22 protein-coding genes are annotated in these 22,970 nt (G+C 36.6%); 16 read left to right on the forward strand and 6 right to left on the reverse strand.

Annotated features, from left to right (window positions below; all coding sequences use genetic code 11):
• The coding region (locus ICG50_RS11740) for a hypothetical protein (RefSeq protein ID WP_187661091.1) at positions 1-3,183 on the reverse strand (3,183 nt) is incomplete at its 3' end.
• A gap of 160 nt (positions 3,184-3,343) precedes the next feature.
• Here ICG50_RS11740 and folE point away from each other — a divergent pair.
• The 5 genes from folE (at position 3,344) to ICG50_RS11765 (ending at position 7,336) form a co-directional block, all read left to right on the forward strand.
• Positions 3,344-4,015 carry a GTP cyclohydrolase I FolE gene (folE, locus tag ICG50_RS11745; protein ID WP_187661092.1) on the forward strand — a complete coding sequence of 224 codons (672 nt, stop codon included), beginning with the start codon at positions 3,344-3,346 and terminating at the stop codon, positions 4,013-4,015.
• A 57-nt stretch (positions 4,016-4,072) separates the two neighbouring features.
• The gene (gene cysS / locus ICG50_RS11750) at positions 4,073-5,554 is read left to right on the forward strand and encodes a cysteine--tRNA ligase (RefSeq protein ID WP_187661093.1); all 1,482 of its coding nucleotides are present in this window, start codon (positions 4,073-4,075) and stop codon (positions 5,552-5,554) included.
• On the forward strand, positions 5,555-5,797 hold the full coding sequence (gene yidD / locus ICG50_RS11755; RefSeq protein ID WP_187661094.1) for a membrane protein insertion efficiency factor YidD: 243 nt from the start codon (positions 5,555-5,557) through the stop codon (positions 5,795-5,797). It abuts the gene before it with no gap.
• A gap of 79 nt (positions 5,798-5,876) precedes the next feature.
• Positions 5,877-6,812, forward strand: coding sequence for a prolipoprotein diacylglyceryl transferase (lgt, locus tag ICG50_RS11760; RefSeq protein WP_187661095.1), 936 nt, complete (start codon positions 5,877-5,879; stop codon positions 6,810-6,812).
• 98 nt (positions 6,813-6,910) lie between these two features.
• Positions 6,911-7,336, forward strand: a complete 426-nt coding sequence (locus ICG50_RS11765; RefSeq protein WP_187661096.1) for a hypothetical protein — start codon at positions 6,911-6,913, stop codon at positions 7,334-7,336.
• A gap of 82 nt (positions 7,337-7,418) precedes the next feature.
• Here the strand turns inward: ICG50_RS11765 and ICG50_RS11770 are convergent, their stop codons facing one another.
• Positions 7,419-8,462, reverse strand: coding sequence for an RluA family pseudouridine synthase (locus tag ICG50_RS11770; RefSeq protein ID WP_187661097.1), 1,044 nt, complete (start codon positions 8,460-8,462; stop codon positions 7,419-7,421).
• Positions 8,455-9,072: a PASTA domain-containing protein gene (locus ICG50_RS11775; RefSeq protein ID WP_187661098.1), complete on the reverse strand. Its 618-nt coding sequence runs from the start codon at positions 9,070-9,072 to the stop codon at positions 8,455-8,457. Before ICG50_RS11775 ends, ICG50_RS11770 begins: the two co-directional genes overlap by 8 nt.
• A 232-nt stretch (positions 9,073-9,304) precedes the next feature.
• Here ICG50_RS11775 and ICG50_RS11780 point away from each other — a divergent pair, with 232 nt between their 5' ends.
• The 3 genes from ICG50_RS11780 (at position 9,305) to ICG50_RS11790 (ending at position 12,417) form a co-directional block, all read left to right on the forward strand.
• Positions 9,305-10,279 (forward strand): D-alanine--D-alanine ligase, encoded by a 975-nt coding sequence (locus ICG50_RS11780; RefSeq protein ID WP_187661099.1) that lies wholly within the window; start codon positions 9,305-9,307, stop codon positions 10,277-10,279.
• Positions 10,280-10,285: 6 nt separating this feature from the next.
• On the forward strand, positions 10,286-10,747 hold the full coding sequence (coaD, locus tag ICG50_RS11785; protein WP_187661100.1) for a pantetheine-phosphate adenylyltransferase: 462 nt from the start codon (positions 10,286-10,288) through the stop codon (positions 10,745-10,747).
• A 146-nt stretch (positions 10,748-10,893) separates the two neighbouring features.
• Positions 10,894-12,417, forward strand: a complete 1,524-nt coding sequence (locus tag ICG50_RS11790) for a carboxypeptidase-like regulatory domain-containing protein (protein WP_187661101.1) — start codon at positions 10,894-10,896, stop codon at positions 12,415-12,417.
• 24 nt (positions 12,418-12,441) lie between these two features.
• On the opposite strand, the gene ICG50_RS11795 is transcribed toward ICG50_RS11790, so the two are convergent.
• Entirely contained in the window at positions 12,442-13,785 is a 1,344-nt protein-coding gene (locus tag ICG50_RS11795) for a DEAD/DEAH box helicase (RefSeq protein WP_187661102.1), read from the reverse strand.
• Between the two features lie 95 nt (positions 13,786-13,880).
• Complete coding sequence (locus ICG50_RS11800; RefSeq protein WP_187661103.1) at positions 13,881-14,483, reverse strand: NUDIX hydrolase; 603 nt, start codon at positions 14,481-14,483, stop codon at positions 13,881-13,883.
• A 7-nt stretch (positions 14,484-14,490) separates the two neighbouring features.
• On the opposite strand from ICG50_RS11800, the gene pyrE reads away from it, so the two are divergent.
• Together pyrE and ICG50_RS11810 are read left to right on the forward strand one after the other, a co-directional pair.
• Positions 14,491-15,132, forward strand: coding sequence for an orotate phosphoribosyltransferase (gene pyrE, locus ICG50_RS11805; RefSeq protein WP_187661104.1), 642 nt, complete (start codon positions 14,491-14,493; stop codon positions 15,130-15,132).
• A gap of 56 nt (positions 15,133-15,188) precedes the next feature.
• On the forward strand, positions 15,189-15,581 hold the full coding sequence (locus ICG50_RS11810) for an SRPBCC family protein (RefSeq protein ID WP_187661105.1): 393 nt from the start codon (positions 15,189-15,191) through the stop codon (positions 15,579-15,581).
• Positions 15,582-15,843: 262 nt separating this feature from the next.
• Here the strand turns inward: ICG50_RS11810 and ICG50_RS11815 are convergent, their stop codons facing one another.
• On the reverse strand, positions 15,844-17,769 hold the full coding sequence (locus ICG50_RS11815) for an LTA synthase family protein (protein ID WP_187661106.1): 1,926 nt from the start codon (positions 17,767-17,769) through the stop codon (positions 15,844-15,846).
• Positions 17,770-17,888: 119 nt separating this feature from the next.
• Here ICG50_RS11815 and ICG50_RS11820 point away from each other — a divergent pair, with 119 nt between their 5' ends.
• The 6 genes from ICG50_RS11820 (at position 17,889) to ICG50_RS11845 (ending at position 22,895) form a co-directional block, all read left to right on the forward strand.
• Complete coding sequence (locus tag ICG50_RS11820; RefSeq protein ID WP_187661107.1) at positions 17,889-19,661, forward strand: AMP-dependent synthetase/ligase; 1,773 nt, start codon at positions 17,889-17,891, stop codon at positions 19,659-19,661.
• A gap of 17 nt (positions 19,662-19,678) precedes the next feature.
• Positions 19,679-20,737: a proline iminopeptidase-family hydrolase gene (locus tag ICG50_RS11825; RefSeq protein WP_187661108.1), complete on the forward strand. Its 1,059-nt coding sequence runs from the start codon at positions 19,679-19,681 to the stop codon at positions 20,735-20,737.
• A gap of 123 nt (positions 20,738-20,860) precedes the next feature.
• On the forward strand, positions 20,861-21,256 hold the full coding sequence (locus ICG50_RS11830) for a hypothetical protein (RefSeq protein ID WP_187661109.1): 396 nt from the start codon (positions 20,861-20,863) through the stop codon (positions 21,254-21,256).
• A 210-nt stretch (positions 21,257-21,466) separates the two neighbouring features.
• Positions 21,467-21,661 carry a hypothetical protein gene (locus ICG50_RS11835; RefSeq protein WP_187661110.1) on the forward strand — a complete coding sequence of 65 codons (195 nt, stop codon included), beginning with the start codon at positions 21,467-21,469 and terminating at the stop codon, positions 21,659-21,661.
• A 48-nt stretch (positions 21,662-21,709) separates the two neighbouring features.
• Positions 21,710-22,021: a hypothetical protein gene (locus ICG50_RS11840; protein ID WP_222940205.1), complete on the forward strand. Its 312-nt coding sequence runs from the start codon at positions 21,710-21,712 to the stop codon at positions 22,019-22,021.
• A 106-nt stretch (positions 22,022-22,127) separates the two neighbouring features.
• Entirely contained in the window at positions 22,128-22,895 is a 768-nt protein-coding gene (locus ICG50_RS11845; protein ID WP_187661112.1) for a DUF4382 domain-containing protein, read from the forward strand.
• Positions 22,896-22,970: the final 75 nt, after the last annotated feature.

A 22,970-nucleotide genomic window follows, 5' to 3' on the forward strand; every position in this document is an offset into this window, starting at 1 on the left:
CGTTTCATAAAAACTTACTGAAACACCTGTAACAGCAGATCCTCCCATAATTTCAACTATAGTACTATCTAAATCAAACACCCCAAAGCCGTCATTGTTAGGATCACAGTAATGCAACGCTTGTGGCGTTATGGCAATAGGTCCTTCTGTAACTCTTAATAATTGTATAGTGGTAGCATAACAACCCGTAGCATTGTCTTCCACTCTGATGTAGACAATTTCATTATCTGTTCCAAGGTAGGCTAACGGATCTTGTATAGCATTCGCCGTTACTTCATTTTGGGCATCCAATAGCGTATTGTAGTATGTTATAGTCAATCCGGAAGTGTTGTTTCCGGTAACGACTGCTTCATTAATAGTTAAATCAAACTCTGCTTGATTCGTTGAACCATTGCTGCATTGGAAAATAGGTTCAGGTGTTATTGCCGGCGGAATTGGGTTTACAACCAAATTAAACGAACCAACTGAAAAACAACCTGTAGTATTATTTTGGATGTTTATCCATATCTGTTGAGGATTACTAATATTTGGATAAGCATTGGCTAAAGGACTGGTTGAAGTTTGAGCATCACCTTGAGTCAAATAGTAACTAATCGTTACATTGCTTTGTCCATTGGCAATCTCCGTATCCATACTATTTAAAGTAAATATCTCAGTCTCATCACCCGATGTATTGTAATCACACAATTCATAATCTAAGATTACCGGATTTGGTAACGGAATCGGATTTACAACTAAATTAAATGTTGTAGTAGAATAACAGTTCGGAGAACCTATAGTATAAGCCCTTACATAAATGATTTGAATTCCGGAACCAGTTGTAAGATTACAATAATTTACATTTAAAGGAATTGCAGCACCACTTGTATCTGTTTCGTAAAAATCTACCGCTATGTTTGGATCACCACCCGTTATTTCAGTAATTTTTGTTCCTAAATCAAACAAACAAGATATAGTATCATTGTTGTCATCACAAACTACATAATCAGTGGGTTGATTTATTACCGGTGGAGTAGCTACTGTTACAACCACAGAACCCGTTTGAGCTTGTGAACAAGAAGTACTACTAGCATCTTGTACGTTAATTAAATTATAAGTAAATGAGCCTGCAACGTTAGTTGGAACGTCAATAATAAGACTATTTCCACCTGTAGTAGAATCCGTTATTGGTACACCACTGTTTATAGAATATGTGAAAGTATAGGGCGCTACACCATTGGCTCCTGTAATAATCACTTGTGGTGAAGTTGCATTCAAACAAGTTGCCACATTTCCTGATATTGCTGCTGTTGGTAATGGATTAACAGTTACTGTAGCGGTTCCCACTTGAACTTGTGAACAAGAAGGCGTTCCGGAACTAGAAACATTAAGAAGTGAATACACAAAAGTACCCGCCGATGTTGTCGGGGCATTTATAGAAATGTTATTTCCTGCTACTGTAGTAATGGTAGGCTGAACAACATTATTAATGGAATAAGTAAAAGTATAAGGTGCCGTTCCATTTGCTCCTGTAAAAGTTATCTGAGGGCTAGTTGCATTCAAACAAACAGCAGTGGTTCCTGCAATAGTAGCCGTTGGCAAAGCTCTAACTGTAACAATAGCAGAACCTGTAATAGATCTTGAACAGTTTGTTGCAGGATTTAAAACACTTACTAAAGTATAAGTAGAATTAGCCGTAAGATTAGGTGTCGTAACGGTATTAGTTCCGGCTCCGTTCAAAACAATCGTTTGGTTTGGACCGGCATCAACAGTATAAGTAACCTGTGCATTTGGAGTTCCATTAAAAGTAATTACCGTATTCGTACCGGAACAAATAGAGGTTGTACCGGATATGGTAGCCGTAGGCAAAGGATTTACAATTAATTGGAAAGAAGTCGTACCATAAGTCAACGGATTGGCATTCTCTTCCATTCTCACATATATGGTTTGGCCATTAGTTCCGGTAACATTGGTTGGCCCAATTGCTCCGGTATCATTGTCAGCATCATTTTGAGTTAAGTGATAAGTAACGGTGTAGTCTGCGGCCGGATTTGTCCCTAAAACAATTGGCGTTTGAGGAATAAAATTAAAGACTGCTGAACCACTACCAAAGCTACTTTCACACAATGTTAAGTTTGGTGGCGTAATTGGATCTGCTACACAAGTATCGAAACAAATAGTAAAAGGGAATACCGACACACATCCACTGGACCCATTGTCTGTTAAAGAAAGATACAGGGTTGTACATGCACTAGCTCCTCCAGCCGGACCGGGATATGAGGAAGAATTGACTATCGGATTAATAATATCTTGTGCATCGGCGGCAGAAGTGTGAAATGACAATTCAAAATCACCTGCATTAAGACCGGTACCATTAAAAATATTGGCAGTAGCTGTATTTAAATTAAAATTGGGAATATTAGCACACTGAACTAAATTAGCCGGTAGGTTAATTGGTGGAGGTGCATAAAATGAAACCGTAGCACTTGCTGTTGCATTGGCAACACATCCGGGTTTATTCACCACAACTGTATAAGTTCCGGCTTGTGTAACTGTTATCGATTGGGTTGTAGCTGCAATTGGACCGCTTGGCCCAGTCCATACATAAGATGTGGCGTCATCAATAGTGGCAGTTAAAATAGCTTGACCACCAGCACATATCACTTGGTCATCTAACGACAACGGACAAAGGATATTACAATCAGTTGCTCCCGCTCCACCTGCTCCTGCATTGGTTTGCGTCAATGATATTTGTCCAGCTTGGTTGGCAAAGTTGGTCAACAATACCATATAAACCTCGCCTACCTGAGCATTAGTTATAGTAAAATTCTCTGTGGCTGCTGTAGAGTAACTACAACCAACTTGATTTGTAGTTGACAAATCAGCTGTTGCACAAGTTGGCGCCGGAAAAGGTCCCCAAGCAATAAAATCTACATCTATTCCACCACCGCCATTACTAGTTTGAGAAATAGTAAAATTCAAATTACCAGCAATACTAATTTGCAGATAAAACCAAGCCGGATTAGGAGTTGTACCCAAACAGGAAACTGCTCCAGTACTTGGAACACCGGTTGTATTAGGAAAAGTCAATGCTGCACCTCCCGCACAAAAAGGCTGTGCTCCCGGACAAGTTGATCCTTGAGAAAATGCAGAATGTATTGAGAATAGGCTAATTAAAAGTAAAAAGATGTAATTTTTTTTCATTTCTGACAACATTTTTTAGAGGAGCGAAATTTACATATTTTTAAGAAATATTTATGTTAAATGTGAAATATTTTCAAATATTAACAGTATTAAGCACAGATTAATTATAATTATTTATCTTTGTGGCTTCAATTTTTAACCCAAATTAATGGCGAATTTAATGACAAAAAATGAAATGTTGAACGATGAATTAGGTGAAAATCATATAGCTACCAGCGCCCAAAATCCTGTAAGAAATGATGCTTTTGATTTATCCGATGATAAAAAAATAGAACTGATAAAAAAAGATGTTGAAAGTATTCTCATTACCCTCGGAATGGATTTGACTGACGACAGCCTAAAAGGAACGCCAAATCGAGTAGCCAAAATGTTTGTAAAAGAAATTTTTGGTGGATTAAATCCTAACAAAAAACCAAGTTCATCTACCTTCAAAAACAACTACAAATACGGTGAAATGCTGGTAGAAAAAAACATCACTGTCTATTCTACTTGTGAACACCACTTACTTCCTATTGTTGGTCGTGCTCATGTCGCTTACATTTCAAACGGGACAGTCGTTGGACTTTCTAAAATGAATCGTATTGTAGATTATTTTGCCAAAAGACCTCAAGTACAAGAACGTTTAACCATGCAAATTGTACAAGAATTGCAAAATGTTTTAGGCACTCCAGATGTAGCTTGTGTAATCGATGCCAAACATTTATGTGTCAATTCAAGAGGTATTCGCGACATTGAAAGCAGCACCATAACTTCTGAATTTGGCGGGAAATTTAGTGATGAATTAACCAAACGTGAATTCTTAGATTATATTCGATTAGAAACTAATTTTTAACAGCCCCGATCTCGTCAAAAATTACGAGACAAGTAGCGGGAAATAGCTCCAAAAAAAATGCAACTGTATAAAAATCACACCCTCAAAATATACAATTCTCTTTCGGGAGATAAAGAACTTTTCAAACCTGTTCATGAAGGCAATGTCGGGATGTATGTTTGTGGACCAACGGTGTACAGCAATGTTCACTTAGGCAATGTGCGTACGTTCATGTCGTTTGACATGATTTTCAGATATTTATTGCATTTGGGTTACAAAGTTCGTTATGTGCGTAATATAACCGATGTGGGTCATATCGTAGACGATGTTGATGATGGAGAAGATAAAATTGCCAAAAAAGCAAGAGTGGAACAATTAGAACCCATGGAAATCGTACAACGATATACCGTTGATTTTCATGATGTTTTAAACCAATTCAACTTTTTACCTCCTAGTATTGAACCCACGGCAACCGGACATATTATTGAGCAAATTGAAATCGTTAGACAAATTATCGAGAAAGGTTTTGCTTATGAAACCAATGGCTCGGTGTACTTTGACGTGGTAAAGTTCAATGAAACCAATCACTACGGAAAGTTGAGCGGCAGAAACATTGACGAAATGTTAGCCAATACCCGAGATACCGACGGACAAAGCGACAAAAAGAATCCTCAGGATTTTGCATTGTGGAAAAAAGCCGAACCGGAACACATTATGCGTTGGCCTTCACCATGGGGCATTGGATTCCCGGGTTGGCATCTGGAATGTACCGCCATGAGCACCAAATATCTAGGCGAAACGTTTGATATTCACGGTGGCGGAATGGATTTAAAATTTCCGCACCACGAATGTGAAATTGCTCAAAATGAAGCTTGTACCGGGCATAGTCCTGTGAATTATTGGATGCACGCCAATATGTTGACGCTGAATGGCAAAAAAATGTCGAAATCAACCGGAAATAATATTTTACCGGACGAAATTTACAATGGTGGTAGTCCGTTTTTAAGCAAAGCTTTCTCTGCTAATGTGGCGCGTTTCTTTATGATGCAAGCGCATTACAGAAGTATTTTAGATTTTACGAATGACGGAATTGTAGCGGCAGAAAAAGGCTTTAACCGTTTGTTAGAAGGTTTAGACATCTTGAAAGAACTGCAACCGAGCGCTACTTCAACACTTGATATAGTGACTTGGAAACAAAATTGTTATGACGCGATGAATGATGATTTCAATACGCCAATTTTGATTGCTAACTTATTCGAAGGCATCAAATTTGTCAATTTGGTCAATGATGGTAAGGAAACTTTAACTGCTGAAGATTTGAAGTCGCTTTCAGATACCTTAAACACTTTTGTTTTTGATATATTGGGGATTCGAAATGAAAAACTGGTCGCTAACAATTCAGATAAATTAGAAGGCGTTGTAGAAATGCTAATTACCATGCGCTTAGAAGCGCGTGCCAATAAAAACTTTGCGCTTTCAGACCAAATTCGCGACCAATTGTTAGCGTTGGGCATCCAATTAAAAGACGGTAAAGAAGGAACAACTTTTAGCATTCAATAAATGTGGAAAAAAATTGTAATAGCACCAATCCTGTTACTAATCTATTTCTATAAGATTGTCATTTCCCCTTTGATGCCATCCAGTTGTCGGTTTCAACCCACTTGTTCCAGTTATTTTGTAGAGGCTTTAAAAATTCACGGCCCTTTATATGGAACATATTTAGGCATGAAAAGAATTTTAAGTTGCCATCCGTGGGGGAAAAATGGTTATGATCCGGTTCCTGAAAAAAAATGTTCCCACTAAAGAAAAGGGGAATTGTTTTTCAATTCCAAACAATTCACTATTTTTACCATAATAACTTAACCCCAAAATTTACTACTTTATGATTTGGAATCCATCAGAAGGAATAGAACTCGGCTTCTTCACTGTTCGCTATTACAGCTTGATGTTTGTAATTGCCTTTGGTTTAGGATGGTATATAATGAAGCATATCTACAACAGAGAAAATGAATCCATTGATAAGTTGGACACTTTATTCATTTGGACTGTAATTGCCACTTTACTTGGTGCACGATTGGGTCAAGTATTTTTCTACGATTGGGAATATTTCAGAAATAACCCTTCAGAAATTTTACTGCCATTTAGATTTGAACCTCAATTTGAATTTACCGGATTCAGAGGCTTAGCCAGTCACGGTGCGGCTATTGCTATCATAATTACCATGTACTTTTACAGTAAAAAAATTATAAAGAGACCTATACTTTGGGTACTCGACAGAGTTGTAATTCCGGTTTCCTGTGGGGCTATTTTTGTTCGAATCGGTAATTTCTTTAACTCAGAAATTTATGGTCATATCACATCGGCTGAAAACTTTTTTGGTGTTAAATTTATTAGAGAAGAAGAATTCTGGGAAACCCACAACTTAAAATACATTACAGGCGCAACCAATACTAATGATGGTTATAATTTAATACAACACGATCCTAAATTCACTGAAGTTTTAAATCAAATTCCTTATAGACATCCGGCTCAATTGTATGAAGCAGGCTTGTATGTTTTTGTATTTCTGATTCTTTTCTTTTTATACTGGAAAACCAAAACCGCCGAAAAACAAGGTTTGCTATTCGGTTATTTCTTAATCCTACTTTGGTCAGTCCGATTTTTAGTAGAATATGTAAAAGTAAGTCAAGGTGGAATCGAAGAAAGTTTAAAACTCTTAACTACCGGTCAATGGTTAAGCATTCCCTTTATACTCGTTGGAATCTATTATGTCTTTATGGCTGAAAAGCCCATTGAAGATGAACTAACTATAAAATAAAAAAATCCCCTCAATTCCGAGGGGATTTTTTTATTGAAACATCTTTCATAACTTTAAATATAATATTACTTTAGCAAACTAATTATAAACCTTTTTTTATGAAAAAAATTTCAATTATTGCTTTATTGTTATCAATGACAATTTTATTTAACAGTTGCGGAGTAATGTTTGGCGGTAGTAAATACCAAGGAACAATTGTTGCCAAAGATCATCCGAATGCTGAAATTTACGCTAACGGTAAAAAATTAGGGAATGGCACAGCAACTGCATTATTTAAAAGAGACCAACCCTTAGTTATTGAAGTTAAGCAAGAAGGTTGTGAAACAAAGACACAAACTTTTGAAAAATCATTTAGAACAGGAAACTTCATCTTGAGTGTTTTTTCTTTTGGACTTATCGGATTGGTTGTTGATTTAGGAACAGGTGCTTCCTACAAACCAAACCACAAAAAAAATCCAGAAATTCAAAAAGTAAGTGATAAGGATTATACCTTTAACATTGATTACTCAAATTGTAAAAAATAAATATGTTACTATTAAAAAAAGCCTCAAAAAATTGAGGCTTTTTTTTATTCTATTTTGATTCCTAAAGTTAGTTTAATTAACGCTAGTCTTCTTCGTTGACTTCGTTATGTGATTTTGCGTAATTGCGCCATTTCTCAATACATTCCTTCATGTCTTCCGGTAGTGCTGTGTCAAAACGCATGAACTCTTTGGTGGTTGGATGTTCAAAGCCCAACGTTTTGGCATGTAAAGCTTGTCTGGGCAAGGTTTTAAAACAATTGTCGATAAACTGTTTGTATTTGGTAAAAGTCGTTCCTTTCAAAATCAAATCGCCTCCATAACGCGCGTCATTGAATAAAGTGTGACCGATGTATTTCAAGTGCACCCGAATTTGGTGTGTTCTTCCTGTTTCCAACTTACAGGAAACCAAGGTCACATAACCAAATCGTTCCAAAACTTTATAATGGGTTACCGCGTGCTTCCCAACTTCTCCCTCAGGAAAAACCGCCATTTGCATTCTATCTTTCACATGTCGGGCAATGTTGCCTTCTATGGTACCTTCGTCTTCTTTGACATTGCCCCAAACTAAGGCGATGTATTCCCGTTCCGAAGATTTGTCTTCAAATTGTTTGGCCAAATGGGTCATTGCCGCTTCTGTTTTGGCCACCACTAAAAGTCCGGTAGTATTTTTATCAATTCGATGAACCAAACCGGGTCTTTCGCTGGAATTCATCGGTAAATTATCAAAATGAAACGCCAAAGCATTCACCAAAGTTCCGGTGTAATTGCCATGTCCGGGATGCACTACTAAACCTGCGGGTTTATTGATAACCAACAAAGCATCGTCTTCATACACTATATCTAACGGAATGTCTTCAGGGATAATGTGGTTTTGAAAAGGCGGATGTTCTAACATTACTCGAACCACATCAAAAGGTTTCACACGATAATTAGATTTTACGGGCACATCGTTCACCCAAATATTGCCTTTTTCAGCTGCGGTTTGAATTTTATTCCGAGTAGCATTTTCAATTAACTGCATTAAAAATTTATCGACACGCAATAAAGACTGTCCTTTAGGAGAAACAAATCTATGGTGTTCAAATAATTCTTCTTCTAAATCGGTACTATCGTTGGAATTATTCATCTAATGGCATTATTTCGGTTGAATCAACCGCAGTAGAGTCTAAAACTGTGTCATCAAAAACCACTTTCCCATCGCCTAAAACCAAATCGATTTTAGAGGATTTCAAGACTTTATCGCCGGCTTTTAGCTTTTTCCCATTCATTCTTACTTCTAGTACCATGTCTTTTCCTAAATAGGGTTTATAAGTAATGGTTCCTTCTTTTAAACCAACCGCTTCCAATGTCGGAACCGCTTGACGATAGGTTTTCTCAATTAAATCCGGAACCGAAACCATAGTGTATTTTGAAGCATTGATTTTGATATAAATCTTTCTGCCTTCTTTAACTTTGGCACCGGCTTTGGGCTCTTGCTCAACAATAGTAAGCTTTGGAAATTCTGGTCGGAAATCAACCGTATCTAAAATGATGTAGTCTAAATCTATGGCGTCTAACTTCTCCTCCGCTTGTTCCGCTGAGAGTTTACTTAAATCCGGAACCGTAATTTCTTGTCCGTGATTAGTAGTGTAGGTAATCCAATGGAAAAATAAATAAGCGATAATCGCAAAAATGGCCATGGCGGCAAGCATTTGGGCAAAGAAAACCCGACTGGTTAAATATTTGCGTAAACTCATAGAGAAATTTTATTTGAGCAAAGATATAAAAAAGATACGCTTCGCTCTTAGATTTTTAGATACGCCTTTCATGCGTTTAGAAGCGCTTCGCTGTTAGATAGTTAGAAAAAAAAATCTAAAAGTCTAACCATCTAACCATCTAAGAAGTCTAAAAATCTAAAGGCATAGCCGTATCTAAGAAAAAAATGATAATTTTGTTATCACTAAAACACCAACCTAACTCCATCTACTAATGAAAAAAGTAGCCATCATCATGGGCGGATATTCAAGCGAATATCAAATATCACTTGTCAGTGGCAATGTGGTTTATCAATTTTTAGACCAAAATTTATACCAAGGCTATCGCATTCATATTTTTAAAGAAAAATGGGTTTATGTTGATGACAATGATAAAGAATATCCCATAGACAGAAATGACTTTTCTACTACTGTAAACGGAGAAAAAATCAACTTCGATGTAGTATTTAATGCCATTCACGGTACGCCTGGCGAAGATGGATTAATGCAAGCGTATTTTGAATTATTGGGCATTCCGCAAAATTCTTGTGATTATTACCAAGCGGCTTTGACTTTCAACAAGCGTGATTTATTGTCGGTTTTAAAACCCTACGGAATCAAAACGGCGACTTCTTGTTATTTGAATCTTGGGGATGAAATTAATGTCGATACTATTTTAAAAACGGTTGGTTTACCTTGTTTTGTGAAACCCAATAAATCGGGTTCAAGTTTTGGCATTTCTAAAGTGAAGTCGAAAGAAGAATTCCTTCCGGCGATTGAAACCGCTTATAAAGAAGACAATGAAATCATCATTGAAAGTTTCTTAGACGGCACTGAAGTTTCTGTTGGTGTCATCAATTATAAAGGAAAAGTAACGGTTTTACCTATCACTGAAATTGTATCTGAGAATGATTTCTTTGATTATGAAGCCAAATATTTAGGCAAATCACAGGAAATCACTCCGGCCAGAATTTCAGCTGAAATGACTGAGAAAGTTTCGGCTGTCGCCAAAAAAGCCTATGAAGTCTTAAAGATGAGCGGTTTTTCCAGAAGCGAATTTATCATCGTGAACGGCGAACCCCATATGTTGGAAATGAATACCATTCCGGGTTTAACCACCGAAAGTTTGATTCCGCAACAAGCCAAAGAAGCGGGTATTTCGTTGACAGATTTGTTTACGAATGCCTTGGAATTGGCTTTAAACAAATAACTTTATATGAAAAGAAAAGCAGTTTTCCCAGGTTCATTTGACCCCATCACTTTAGGTCATTATGATATTATCAAAAGAGGTGTTTCTCTTTTCGATGAAGTAGTGGTTGCCATTGGTATCAATGCCGATAAAAAATACATGTTCTCTTTAGAAGAGCGCAAAAAGTTTATAGAGGATTCTTTTAAAGACAATCCTAAAGTATCGGTAATCACCTACGAAGGCTTAACGATTGATTTGTGCCGAAAACTAGACGCGCAGTTCATCTTACGCGGTTTGAGAAATCCGGCCGACTTTGAATTCGAAAAAGCCATTGCGCACACTAACCGAAAATTGTCCAAAATAGAAACGGTATTTCTTTTAACGGCTTCCAACACTTCTTATATTTCCTCAAGCATTGTTCGTGACGTGATTAGAAATGGTGGCGATTACACGGTTTTGGTGCCGGAAAGTGTAGTGGTTAAGAAATAAACCCCGAATTTCACAAATTTAAGTTAACCCCTAAAAGTAAGAAAAACATTTTATTAATTTTGAATCTCGTTTGTAATCAGGCACTAAAGAATTCCTTGTGCCAGCATTGTACTTTTTGCCAATTTTAAATTAATAGCCGTTTTTTTATGACTAGATATAAATTTCTCATCCTCTCCTATCTACTTCTTTTTTGTTATCAAATAACTAGTGCCCAAAATATTTCCGGAAAAATTATCGATTCCCAAACCGGAGAAAGTATTCCCTATGCAACCATAATAGTTAACAATGCGGAAAATCTGGTTTCAAATGCTGAGGGATTGTTTACTTTATCCGAAAACAATAGCAATAGTAATAGCCAATTAACCATTTCTTATCTGGGATATGCTCCTCAAAAACTAACCGTTGGTGATTTAATAAAACAGCAAAACATCATAAAACTCCAACCGGGAATTATTGAACTAAATGAAGTAAGTATTTCCAATAAAAAGCTAAGCCCCTATGAAATCATGGCAAATGTTAAGGCAAATATTACACAGAATTATGCCCGAAACAGTATCCCCAAAAGGGACATGATTTTTTTTAGAGAAACCACCCATTTTAAACCCTCCATTCTTGAAGTCGAAATTGATAAGTCTACTGAGTTTTCAAAAAATGAACTTACAAAGGCGAATGCAAGAATAACCGCTTTTACTTCAAAGCTACTTTCACAACCCCCAAAACAATTTACAGATATTCTTTGCAACCGCTATTCTTGTCTTACCACAAAAGAGGACAAACCCCACTACTTGTCTAAACTGGAGGTTTTAAAAGCAACCAAACTAAAAAACGAAAATAGCTCGACTTCATTAGAAGAATTACAAAAATCAGCCACAGACATTGTTTTGACTTTACTCGATTCTACCAAATATTATAGGGTAAAAAGTGGCCTTTTTGGCTCTAGAGACACTATTTCATTGCGAAAGGATTTTAACAAAAAGAAAAATAAAATTAAAAGCAATCAACTAACATCCACCAAAGAAAATCTCAATTTGTTTTTAATTGAAAACAATATTGCAAATACCACTAGATTTGAGTTTATTCATGATTATGAATCTTATCACTATGTTTTTGAAGGAGCAACTTACACCAGTGAAAATGAATTTGTTTATATTTTAAGTTTCAAGCCAAAGAAAAATAAAGCCAAGTTTAAAGGCAAATTATACATTACTGAAAATGATTACGCCATAATTAGAGCCGATTATAAACTAGAAGAAGGTAAAAAGGTTAATGGATTTAATTTTAAATTTCTTCTTGGAGTTAAATCTCTGGAAAATATTGGTCAAGGAACTGTTATTTATAAAAATAGTCCCTTAGGAAACGGCTATTATTTGCACTATGCCTTACAAGAAAAAGGCCAATATATTTATGTGAACAGGCCTTTAAAATTTATTGAATTAACTAATGAAGATAAAGATGTTGTTGCCTTTGATTTAAAAATAGAAGGAAATTCAAATGAAAAATTTGAATATTTAAATATGAATCGCACCGAAAGTTCCGAGGCAATTATTAAAAATTTAACCGAAGATGATTTCGCTTTTATTAAAATTAAATCATTTGACCCAAAAATATGGAAAGACTACAATGGCATTGAACCTTTGGAGGAAATGAAACAATTTAAAGCAATAGATTGACAGGTTAATTTGAGAAGCTGCGTTTTATTCTTCTTTCTTAACCACCTTGCGCGCGACTTCAATCTTAAACTTCTTCCCTTTCATTTTTTCGTCTCGAATGTTTTGAAGTAAGTCCTTCACTTTATTGAATTTCACTGCGGCAAACGAGATAAAATCTTTAACCTCAATCAACCCCAAATCGCCTTTTTCCAATTTCCCTTTTTGAGAAAAGAAACCCACGATGTCAATTTTGTTCAACTTATTTTTCTTGCCACCGCTGATGTAAATCGTTTGAAATTCGGGTGGCTTGGGTAAAGTGTTGGCGTTGTCGACTTTTAAAACCGGCATATCATAATCGATATACTCGAGCTTTTTTTCACTTTCGTGGATGATTAGATAAGCCGTTCCTGTAGCCAACATACGGGCAGTTCTTCCGTTTCTATGAGTGAATTCGTCTTCTTTAGAAGGCAAATGGTAATGAATTACGTGTTTCATTTCGGGGATATCCAAACCACGCGCTGCCAAATCGGTGGTAACCAAATAACTCACACTACCATTCCTAAATTGGATTAAAGCGCGTTCTCTTTCGTCTTGGTCCATGCCACCGTGATAATACGTGGCATAAATTCCTTTTTCGTTAAGCGAATCGCTGATACGTTCGGCAGCATCTCGGTGATTGCAAAAAATTAGTGCCGATTGCGATTTTAAAGAACAAATCAAATTGAACAAACTGCCAATCTTGTCTTTCTCTTTAGAAACGACCATTTTCATCGAAAGGTTGACTTTCTCTTCTTCGGAAGGAATAAAATCTAATACCGTTGGATGAACTACTTGAGTATATCGCGGAATCTCAATACCCGAAGTCGCCGAAACCAATACGCGTTTGTTTAATTTTGGTAACCGACTAATGATAAAAGACATTTGCTCATGAAAACCGAGTTGTAATGATTTATCAAATTCGTCTAAAATTAGGGTTTGAATTCTATCCACTTTAAACGTTCCTCTATCAATATGATCAGCAATTCGACCAGGAGTGCCAATCAAAACCGCCGGTGGATTCGATAAGTTTTTGATTTCGGTTTCGATAGAATGACCACCGTAGCACACATTGACTTTATAAGCCGTGCCCATTTTTTTCCAAACCTGCTCAATCTGTAATCCCAATTCTCTCGAAGGTACTAAAATCAAGCATTGCACACCTGCTGTATATTCGTCTAACAATTCAAATATGGGCAATAAAAAAGCCAATGTTTTCCCGGAACCGGTTGGTGAAAGCAACAAAACATTGCGGTCGTTTAAAATAGTTTCTTGGGCGGAAAGTTGCATTTCATTTAAGCTGTCGATGCCTAAATTTAGAAGTATATTGTTGGAATGGTGGTGATTTGTCATTCGGCAAAGATTTGAGATTAAGAGGAGGAAGCCCAGTGGGCTTCAGGTATATCGTGTGAGCATTCAAAGTTAACCATTAGGTTGTTAAGAAATACTTATTTCAACAGTTTTTCCTCTTCAAAAAGCAATTTAATATTCTCATACGAATTCTTAAGTGCTTCTTTGATTTGCTCGGGATTGAGCCACGCTACTTTTTCGATGCCTTCGTTGGCTTGTGGTTTTGGTGTGCCTTCAAAGTTGGTGCGCATTTCGAACCAATGCGTGATTTTTAGTTTGTATTTGCCGTTGCGTTTGAAAACGTGATACGTTTTTTGGAGTTTGTGGCTAATGATTAAATTATTTACGCCGGTTTCTTCTTCGACTTCTCGTGTTGCAGTGTCTTCGATTTCTTCATTTTTCTCGATGCCGCCTTTGGGTAAATCCCATTTTCCGTTTCTAAAAATGAACAAAACGTCTCCGGCTTTGTTGTAAACCAATCCACCGCCGGCTTTGCAAACGGGAATTTTTTCTTTAACTTTCTTGAGTATCGCCTTTTCGTCAGGATAATACAAATAAGCTTTCTGAATTTTGTTTTGGAACATTTTGATGATGACTTGCTCAATATCAACACTTTCCAACAAAAACAACTGAAAATCGGTTTCTTTGGCGACTTGGTTGGTTAAAAAAAGTGGTTTATCGTTGACAAAAACTTTATACATTTGTACTATGATTTTTAATAAAGACACAGCCGAAAAAACAGCCGAATTGCTTTTACAAATAAATGCAATTAAATTGAATCCTAAAAATCCTTTTACATGGGCTTCAGGATGGCACTCTCCAATTTACTGCGACAACCGATTAATCCTATCGTTTCCGCCGATAAGAAATTTTGTGCGCGAAGAATTTTCCAAGCATATTGAGAAAGAATTTGGTAAACCCGACGTCATTGCCGGAGTAGCAACCGGAGCCATAGGCATCGGAATGCTCGTAGCCGAATACATGGGATTGCCTTTTGTATACGTTCGTCCGGAACCTAAAAAACACGGCAGACAAAACCAAGTGGAAGGTTTTTTACAAAAAGGGCAAAACGTAGTAGTTGTGGAAGATTTAATCAGTACCGGAAACAGCAGTTTGTTGGCGGTAGAAGCTTTGAAAGAAGCCGGTGCACACGTTAAAGGCATGGTGGCTATTTTTACTTATGGCTTTGATGTAGCCCAAGAAAATTTCAAAAATGCCAACGTTACGTTAAATACCTTAGCCGATTACGAACATTTATTACATTTGGCCGTTGCCAAAAATTATATCACCGAAAAAGAATTGGTAACACTACAAGAATGGCGTAAAAGTCCATCAACTTGGAACGTTTAAATAAATTACGAATTAAGAATTACGAATTAGGAACAACCAAATAACCGAATAACCAAATGAACTTAGAAAGCCCAAAAGTAACGGTAGCAAAATCAGCCGAATATTTGTACAACGCTTTATCCGATGTCAAAAACTTCGAAAAATTAATGCCCGAAAACATTGCTAAGTTTGAAGTATTGGGTGACGATATTTTCAATTTTGGTCTAAAAGGCATGCCCGAAATCAAATTGCGATTAAAAGAAGGTGTACCGCATTCTAAAGTGAATCTGGCCGCAGCCAGCGATAAATTACCGTTTACTTTAACCGCTAATCTCGACAGTGTTTCTGAAAGCTCCACAGGCGTTCAGTTACAATTTGAAGGCGATTTCAACCCAATGATGGCGATGATGATTAAAGGTCCGATTTCAAAGTTTATTGAGACTTTAGCGGAGAATATGCATAAGCTTTAAGAGAGTAAAGAAATTAAAGAATACGAGTAAAAGCTGCTGAAGAGTGGCTTTTTTTTATTCAAAAAATCAATACCATAATCAAGTAACAATATTTATCATCTTTACTCTTTCTTCTTGTTTCTTTCTTCTTGCTTCTTGCCTCTTGCCTCTTGCTTCTATTTAACCGTTGTTAATCGCTTATCCACTACTCTTTCCATGTAATCCTGTACATTTGATATTAAGAGGAGAATGTCCAGTGGACATTCGGCCATTTCTAGTTTGTTTATTTAACCGTTGTTAATCGCTTATCCACTACTCTTTCCATGTAATCCTGGACAAACGCCTTACATCTCAATTCAATCGCATTCATTTCAGCATTGCGTTTGCCAATTAAATTCTTCGCCATTCCTTTATCGTCTTTATCATAAAAACCAATGGCTTTGGTTCCGTCAAACGTGCAGATGTAATTGCCGCTCATGAATTGGTACACATTCGCGCCATATTTAATGGCAAACGGCGGAACAGTCTTTTCATTAATCAAACTTCTGCCCCAACTCCTGAAAGGTTTTTGGTAACCAATCATATCCAGTAAAGTCGGATAAATATCGATTTGTTGGGCTAAATCATTGTTGACCCCAACGTACTTTTTGTTTGGCGAATAAAACAAAATCGGCACCGTATTTCTATTGAATTCTTTTCGGTATTCATCATAAGCAATGGTATTTCCATGGTCGGCTACCAAAACAAAAATCGTATTGTTGTACCAAGGTTGTTTTTTAGCTTCCGCGAAGAAACGCTTCAAAGCAAAATCGGTGTAACCAATACATTCGTTAATTTTTACTTTGCCTTTCGGGAATTTGCCTTCGTATTTTTCCGGAACTTTATAAGGTTCGTGTGAAGATACCGAGAACATGGTCGCCATAAAAGGTTGCTTTTTTTGCGTCAATGTCTTGTTGAAATATTGAAAGAAAGGTTCGTCCCAAATACCCCAAACGCCATCAAAATCGGCGTCATTATTGTATTCTGTTTTGCCGTAATAATGGTCGTAACCCAAAATGTTTCCAAAACCTAAAAACCCCATCGAACCATTGGGTGCGCCGTGGAAAAAGGAAGTATCATACCCTTCGCTTTCTAAAGTAGAAACCAATGACTCTATTTTTTGCTTCGGATAAGGCGAAGACGTAAACGCGTTTTTAAACGAAGGTACGCCCGCAATAATCGAAGAAACACCGTGAATGGATTTCCATCCGTTGGCATGTGCATTGGTAAAAATCAAGCTGTGTTGCGCCAAAGAATCGACAAATGGCGTGTAACCAACATAATCCGGAATCTTGGTTCCTTTGTTGAAAGCACCGTTGTATTCTCGGGCGAAACTTTCGAGGATAAAAATCACAATATTCGGTTTGGTAGACGGATTGTTTTTGTACTGTTTTATCGGCACCAATAAACTATCCACTTGGGTTTTGGAAACCAAATTAACTTTCTTAAACGTATTGGCATTCCAAGTTCTAATAATGGCAAATGGGGTATTTAAAACCACATCGGCTTGACCGGCATTTTGCACGTAACGATTGGCGTCTAATAAGTTAATCGGCCGTGTACTCTTCTTAAAATCACCTCTGATGCCACCAATACAAAGGATCGTAATCAAAAGAAAACTAGCAACGGAAGCGGCAAAATATTTTAGGGTTGGTTTTTCGGTTACATGTTTAACTTTGGTTTTTTTGTAGAGCAAAATCCAGAGATAAGCCAAGGCAAAAAACAGCAAAAATACATGCCAATAATTCAAAAGGAAATTGAAAAGCAAAGCCGTTTTGTTCTGCTCATTTTCCAAAGTATCCAAGGAAGCTCTTGTACTTCGACTGAAGGTATAGCGATAATAAATAAAGTCTATAAAATTGGCGGAATACATCAATAAATTGGTCGAAAAATACAGATAGAACAATACTTTCTGGTAAGCCTTTTTAGTGTTAATCAGCACCGGAAAAACAGAAGCGATAATAAACAACGCATTGGCATACAAAATCGTAGTCGTATCAAAGGCCAAACCATGGTAACAAAGCTTTAGGAAATCGAAAACGCTGTCAACTTCAATTAGACTTTGGTTGTAAACATAAAATAGGATTCGAGCAATAAAATAAAAAAGATAAACCAGTAATAATCGCGTGACCATTACTTTGTATTCGGCTATTCTGGGGAATTTTTTCATGTTGCAAATAAAAACAAACGATGCAAAACTACAGAATTCAATAGTAGGATTACTATATTTTAAATTAATATTGTGTTTAATTACAATAATCCTTAATTTGCATCAAATTAATGACCAAAATGACAAAAATAACCCGCCTTTTTGATTTTGCTTACTACCAACTCGAAAAGAACAATATGCCTAATTGTCTCGTAACCAAATACGATGGAAAATGGGTTTCTACTTCTACGCAGGAATATATCGATAAAGCCAATACAGTTTCCAGAGCTTTGTTGAGATTGAACATACAAGAAAATGACAAAATAGCCATCATCTCTTCGAGCAATAGAACCGAGTGGAATATTATGGATGTAGCAGTCTTGCAAATTGGTTGTCAAACGGTCCCGATTTACCCAACCATTTCTGCGGAAGATTATGCTTATATTTTAAATCACTCCGAATCAAAGTATTGTTTTGTTTCTGATGATGTGGTGTATCAAAAATTAATGTCGGTTAAAAATGAAATTCCATTACTGGAAGACATTTTTTCTTTCAATGAGATTGAAGGTTGCAAAAACTGGAAAGCGCTATTAGTGCTGGGAGAAGACCAAAGCAATCAAGACGTAGTTGAATACCGAAAAAACAATGTAAAACCGGAAGAATTAGCCACAATCATCTATACTTCGGGAACTACAGGAAAGCCTAAAGGCGTAATGTTATCCCATAACAATATTGTGTCAAACGTGCTCGATAGTTCGCCCCGAATTCCATTCGATGAAGGAACCAGTGTAGCTTTGAGTTTTCTACCGATTTGTCACATTTTTGAGCGGGTAATTTTGTATATCTACCAATATTATTCGGTTTCCATTTACTTCGCAGAATCTATTGAAAAACTTTCAGACAATATCAAAGAAGTGAAACCAACGGTATTTTCTGTGGTACCGAGATTACTCGAAAAGGTATACGATAAAATCATCGCCAAAGGAGAAGATTTAACTGGTATCAAAAAGAAACTGTTCTTTTGGGCCATCGATTTAGGCTTGCGCTACGAACCTTATGGAGCCAATGGTTGGTGGTATGAATTCCAATTAAAGATAGCCCGCAAACTGATTTTCAGCAAATGGAAAGAAGGTTTAGGTGGCAATTTAAACGTAATGGTTTCCGGTAGTGCCGCTTTGCAACACCGTTTAATCAGAGTATTTGCCGCTGCAGACATGCCGGTCATGGAAGGTTACGGTTTAACCGAAACTTCTCCGGTAATTTCAGTGAATGACCAACGAAATGGTGGTTTTAAAGTAGGTAGTGTTGGACGAGTTATCAATAATGTAGAAGTCAAAATTGCCGCTGACGGTGAAATTCTTTGCAAAGGACCTAATGTAATGATGGGGTATTACAAAGACCAAAAATTAACTGATGAAGTGATTATTGACGGTTACTTCCACACCGGTGATATTGGCGAAATTGATGCGGATGGATTCCTAAAAATAACCGACCGTAAAAAAGAAATGTTTAAAACTTCGGGAGGAAAATATATTGCACCTCAGTTGATTGAAAATGCCATGAAACAATCTTTGTTTATCGAACAAATCATGGTCATTGGCGATGGCGAAAAAATGCCGGCGGCTTTTATCCAACCTAGTTTTGATTTTATCCAAGAATGGGCTAAAAGAAAGAATCTAAACGTTGGTTCAAGTCCAGCAACTATAGCTTCAAATCCCGATGTAATTGCACGCATTGAAAAAGAAGTGGAAAAAATAAATGAAAAATTCGGCAATTGGGAAAGAATAAAACGCTTCGAACTAACTCCAGAAGTTTGGTCTATTGACGGCGGTCACCTTACGCCTACGCTTAAATTAAAGCGTAAGATTGTGATGGAAAAATACAAAGACTTGTACCAAAAAATTTATAACTAATTTTAAATTATGCAACCATGAAGATAAAACTATTACTCAGCGTCTTGTTAACTATTGTTTTATTTTCCGGTTGTAAGGAAAGTAAACCGGTAAATTCTGTAAAAGACAATTACCTTGATTTCTCACAAAGAGATGACCAATTTACCGGAGGCATCAAAATGATTCCCATCTCTACTCCTGTCGGCGAATTTAAAGTTTGGACGAAAAGAGTTGGGAACAATCCCAAAATTAAAGTACTCTTGTTACATGGCGGACCGGGCGGAACCCATGAATTTTTTGAAAGCTTTGACGGGTATTTTCCACAAGAAAGCATTGAATACATTTATTATGACCAGTTGGGTTCTTACTACAGCGATCAACCTAATGATAATCGACTTTGGACTACAGAGCGTTTTGTAGAAGAAGTAGAACAAGTGCGCAAAGCTTTGAAACTGGACAATACCAACTTCTATTTGCTCGGACAATCTTGGGGTGGAATCTTGGCCATGGAATATGCTTTGAAGTACCAAAAAAATCTAAAAGGCCTTATTATTTCTAATATGATGGCGAGTGCTCCGGCTTATAATAAATATGCTGAAGAAGTATTGGGGCCAAAACTTGACCCAAAAGTATTCACTCAAATAAAAGAATTCGAAAAAAACAAAGACTACAGCAATCCAAAATACATGGAATTGTTGTTGAACCACTATTACACCGAACACATCCTAAGATTTCCGGTAGCTGAGTGGCCAGAATCGATTAACAGAGCGTTCAAACATTTGAATCCGAATGTCTATGTTTATATGCAAGGTCCGAGTGAGTTTGGCATTACCGGCGATGCCACTTTGAAAGATTGGGACATCACGGCTAAATTAAAAACATTAACAGTTCCTACGTTATCCATTGGAGCCCAATACGACACCATGGATCCAAAACACATGGAATGGATTGCCAACGAAGTCCAAAACGGTCGATTTTTATATTGTCCGAATGGAAGCCATTGTTCGCAATATGACGACCAGGAACATTATTTTCCGGGAGTGATTCAGTTTTTAAAAGACGTTGATAACGGTACTTTTAAGAAGGCCAAAAGTTAACAAATTACCAAAAACGTTATTAACAATTCGCTTTATTAAAAAGTTGATAATTAAACACTTGTTAATTTATTACATTCTCACTATATTAATAAATTTATGGTATTAACCAATAAACTATTAATTATGAATGTAAAAAACTTTATTATCGGAGGTATTGTCGGCGGAATTGCTGATTTCCTTTTAGGTTGGCTATTGTATGGAATGCTTTTGAAAGATTACTTTCCAAAGCCTGAAGGTTCCGGAGCGGAAAACATAACTTTTATCTTCTTAGGTTGCATGTGCTTTGGTTTTATGATGTCTTTCATCTTTAACCAAGGCGAAGGAGTTAGTAAATGCGTACCTGGTGTTAAATTAGCTGCTGGTATTGCTTTATTCATGTCGCTTTCCATGAATTTCTTTTACAGTATGTACAGCGAAACCATCAACTGGCAAATAGTTGCGGTAGATGTTTTAGTGTCTATGGTAATTGCCTCTGTAGTCGGTGCCGTAATTGCTGTAGTTAACGGAAAAATGAAGTAAGTATTTTTAATTTCATATTGTAAAAACGCCCGGGATTTGTTTCTCGGGCGTTTTTTTTATGCAAAACAACAGCGTGTGAATTATACAATTTAAAGAACAAATTCTGTAATGCAAAAGCGAATGCTAAGTACAACCTTTGTAGTAGAAATTATGAAGTGAGGTAAAAGCAAGATCTCAAATATAATTTCAATAATCCTTACCAAATTCCTAATGAATATCAAACGAATTTTCGGAGCTGTGCTCACCTTACTCGGCATAGCCTGTCTCATATATGCTGCGCAAATGTTTCTGGCCAATAAAGGAGAAGAACAAGAAATAAAATCACTTATTACTTATGCTGCTTTAGGACTGATATTTTTTATTCCAGGCATAAGTTTGGTTAGAACCACTAAAGACGAAGCTTAAATTATAACCCTTAATATTAAAACTATGAAAGTAATTACAAAAATTAAAATGGCATTACTACTATGTACAGTGGCCATTAGTACGCCGGTATTTGCCAATGCTCCTATCTCCGAGCCACCAGTGGCAACAAAAACAAATAATCCACCAACCGCAGAAGCCAAGGCCAAAGCAGAAGTGCTAATTAAACGTTTGGAAGAAATTAAGACCATGGATAAATCCAATTTGAACAGAGTTGAAAAAAGAGCTTTACGAAAAGAAGTCAAAGAAATTAAAACAACTCTAAAGGCTAGTGGCCAAGGTGTTTACCTCTCGGTTGGTGCCATAATTATCATAGTACTATTATTGATAATACTTTTATAAAATGAAAATCATGCAACATTAAATCGATATTATATAACAAAATTATAATCCAAAATATCGAAATTTGTTTCATTATTAATCTACACAATTACTTAAACACTTAATTATGAAAAAGACAATTTTAACAATGGCATTTATGGCGATTGCAATCACATTAAGCTCTTGTAGTAGTGATAGCTTGGACTCCAACAGTTATGCTTATAAGGTTCGAATGACTGATGCTCCGGGACCATTTAGCGAAGTGAATGTAGATATACAAGCCGTTGAAGTAAAAGGTAGTAACGGTCAAACCGTACTCTTAAATACCAATGCAGGTATTTATAATCTTTTAGACTTTACCAATGGTGCGGATACTTTAATTGCTACCAGTACTTTGAGCGATTCCAGAGTAAACCAAATTCGTTTGATATTAGGTTCTAACAATACTGTGGTTTTAGATGGGGTAACTTACCCTTTGAGTACGCCAAGTGCTGAACAATCGGGTTTAAAATTATTGGTTAACCAAACTTTGTATGCCGATATTGACAACAGTATCTTATTAGATTTTGATGCTAATGCCTCAATCATTGAAACCGGAAACGGAACATTTAAACTAAAACCGGTACTTAGACCGGTATTGACGGCTATCTCAGGAAATATTATAGGAAGTATTACTCCAGTTGGAACATTAGCTATGGTAACAGCAACCTCCACTTCAACCCTATTGTTTTATACCAGTAATGTAGATGCTGAAGGGAACTTTAGAGTAACCGGTTTACCTCCGGGAACTTATACCCTTACCATTACTCCGTTGTCACCACTCCTTCCCGTAACACAAACTAATGTAGTAGTAACTGCCGGCGTTAATACCAATATTGGTGTAATAGCCTTCTAATTAAACTTAAGATTAATTTTTGTTCTTGAATTTTGAAAAGGGGTTAGTCATTTTAGAGACTACTCAAAAGTCACT

Source organism: Flavobacterium buctense (assembly GCF_014486695.1).
Classification (GTDB): domain Bacteria; phylum Bacteroidota; class Bacteroidia; order Flavobacteriales; family Flavobacteriaceae; genus Flavobacterium; species Flavobacterium buctense.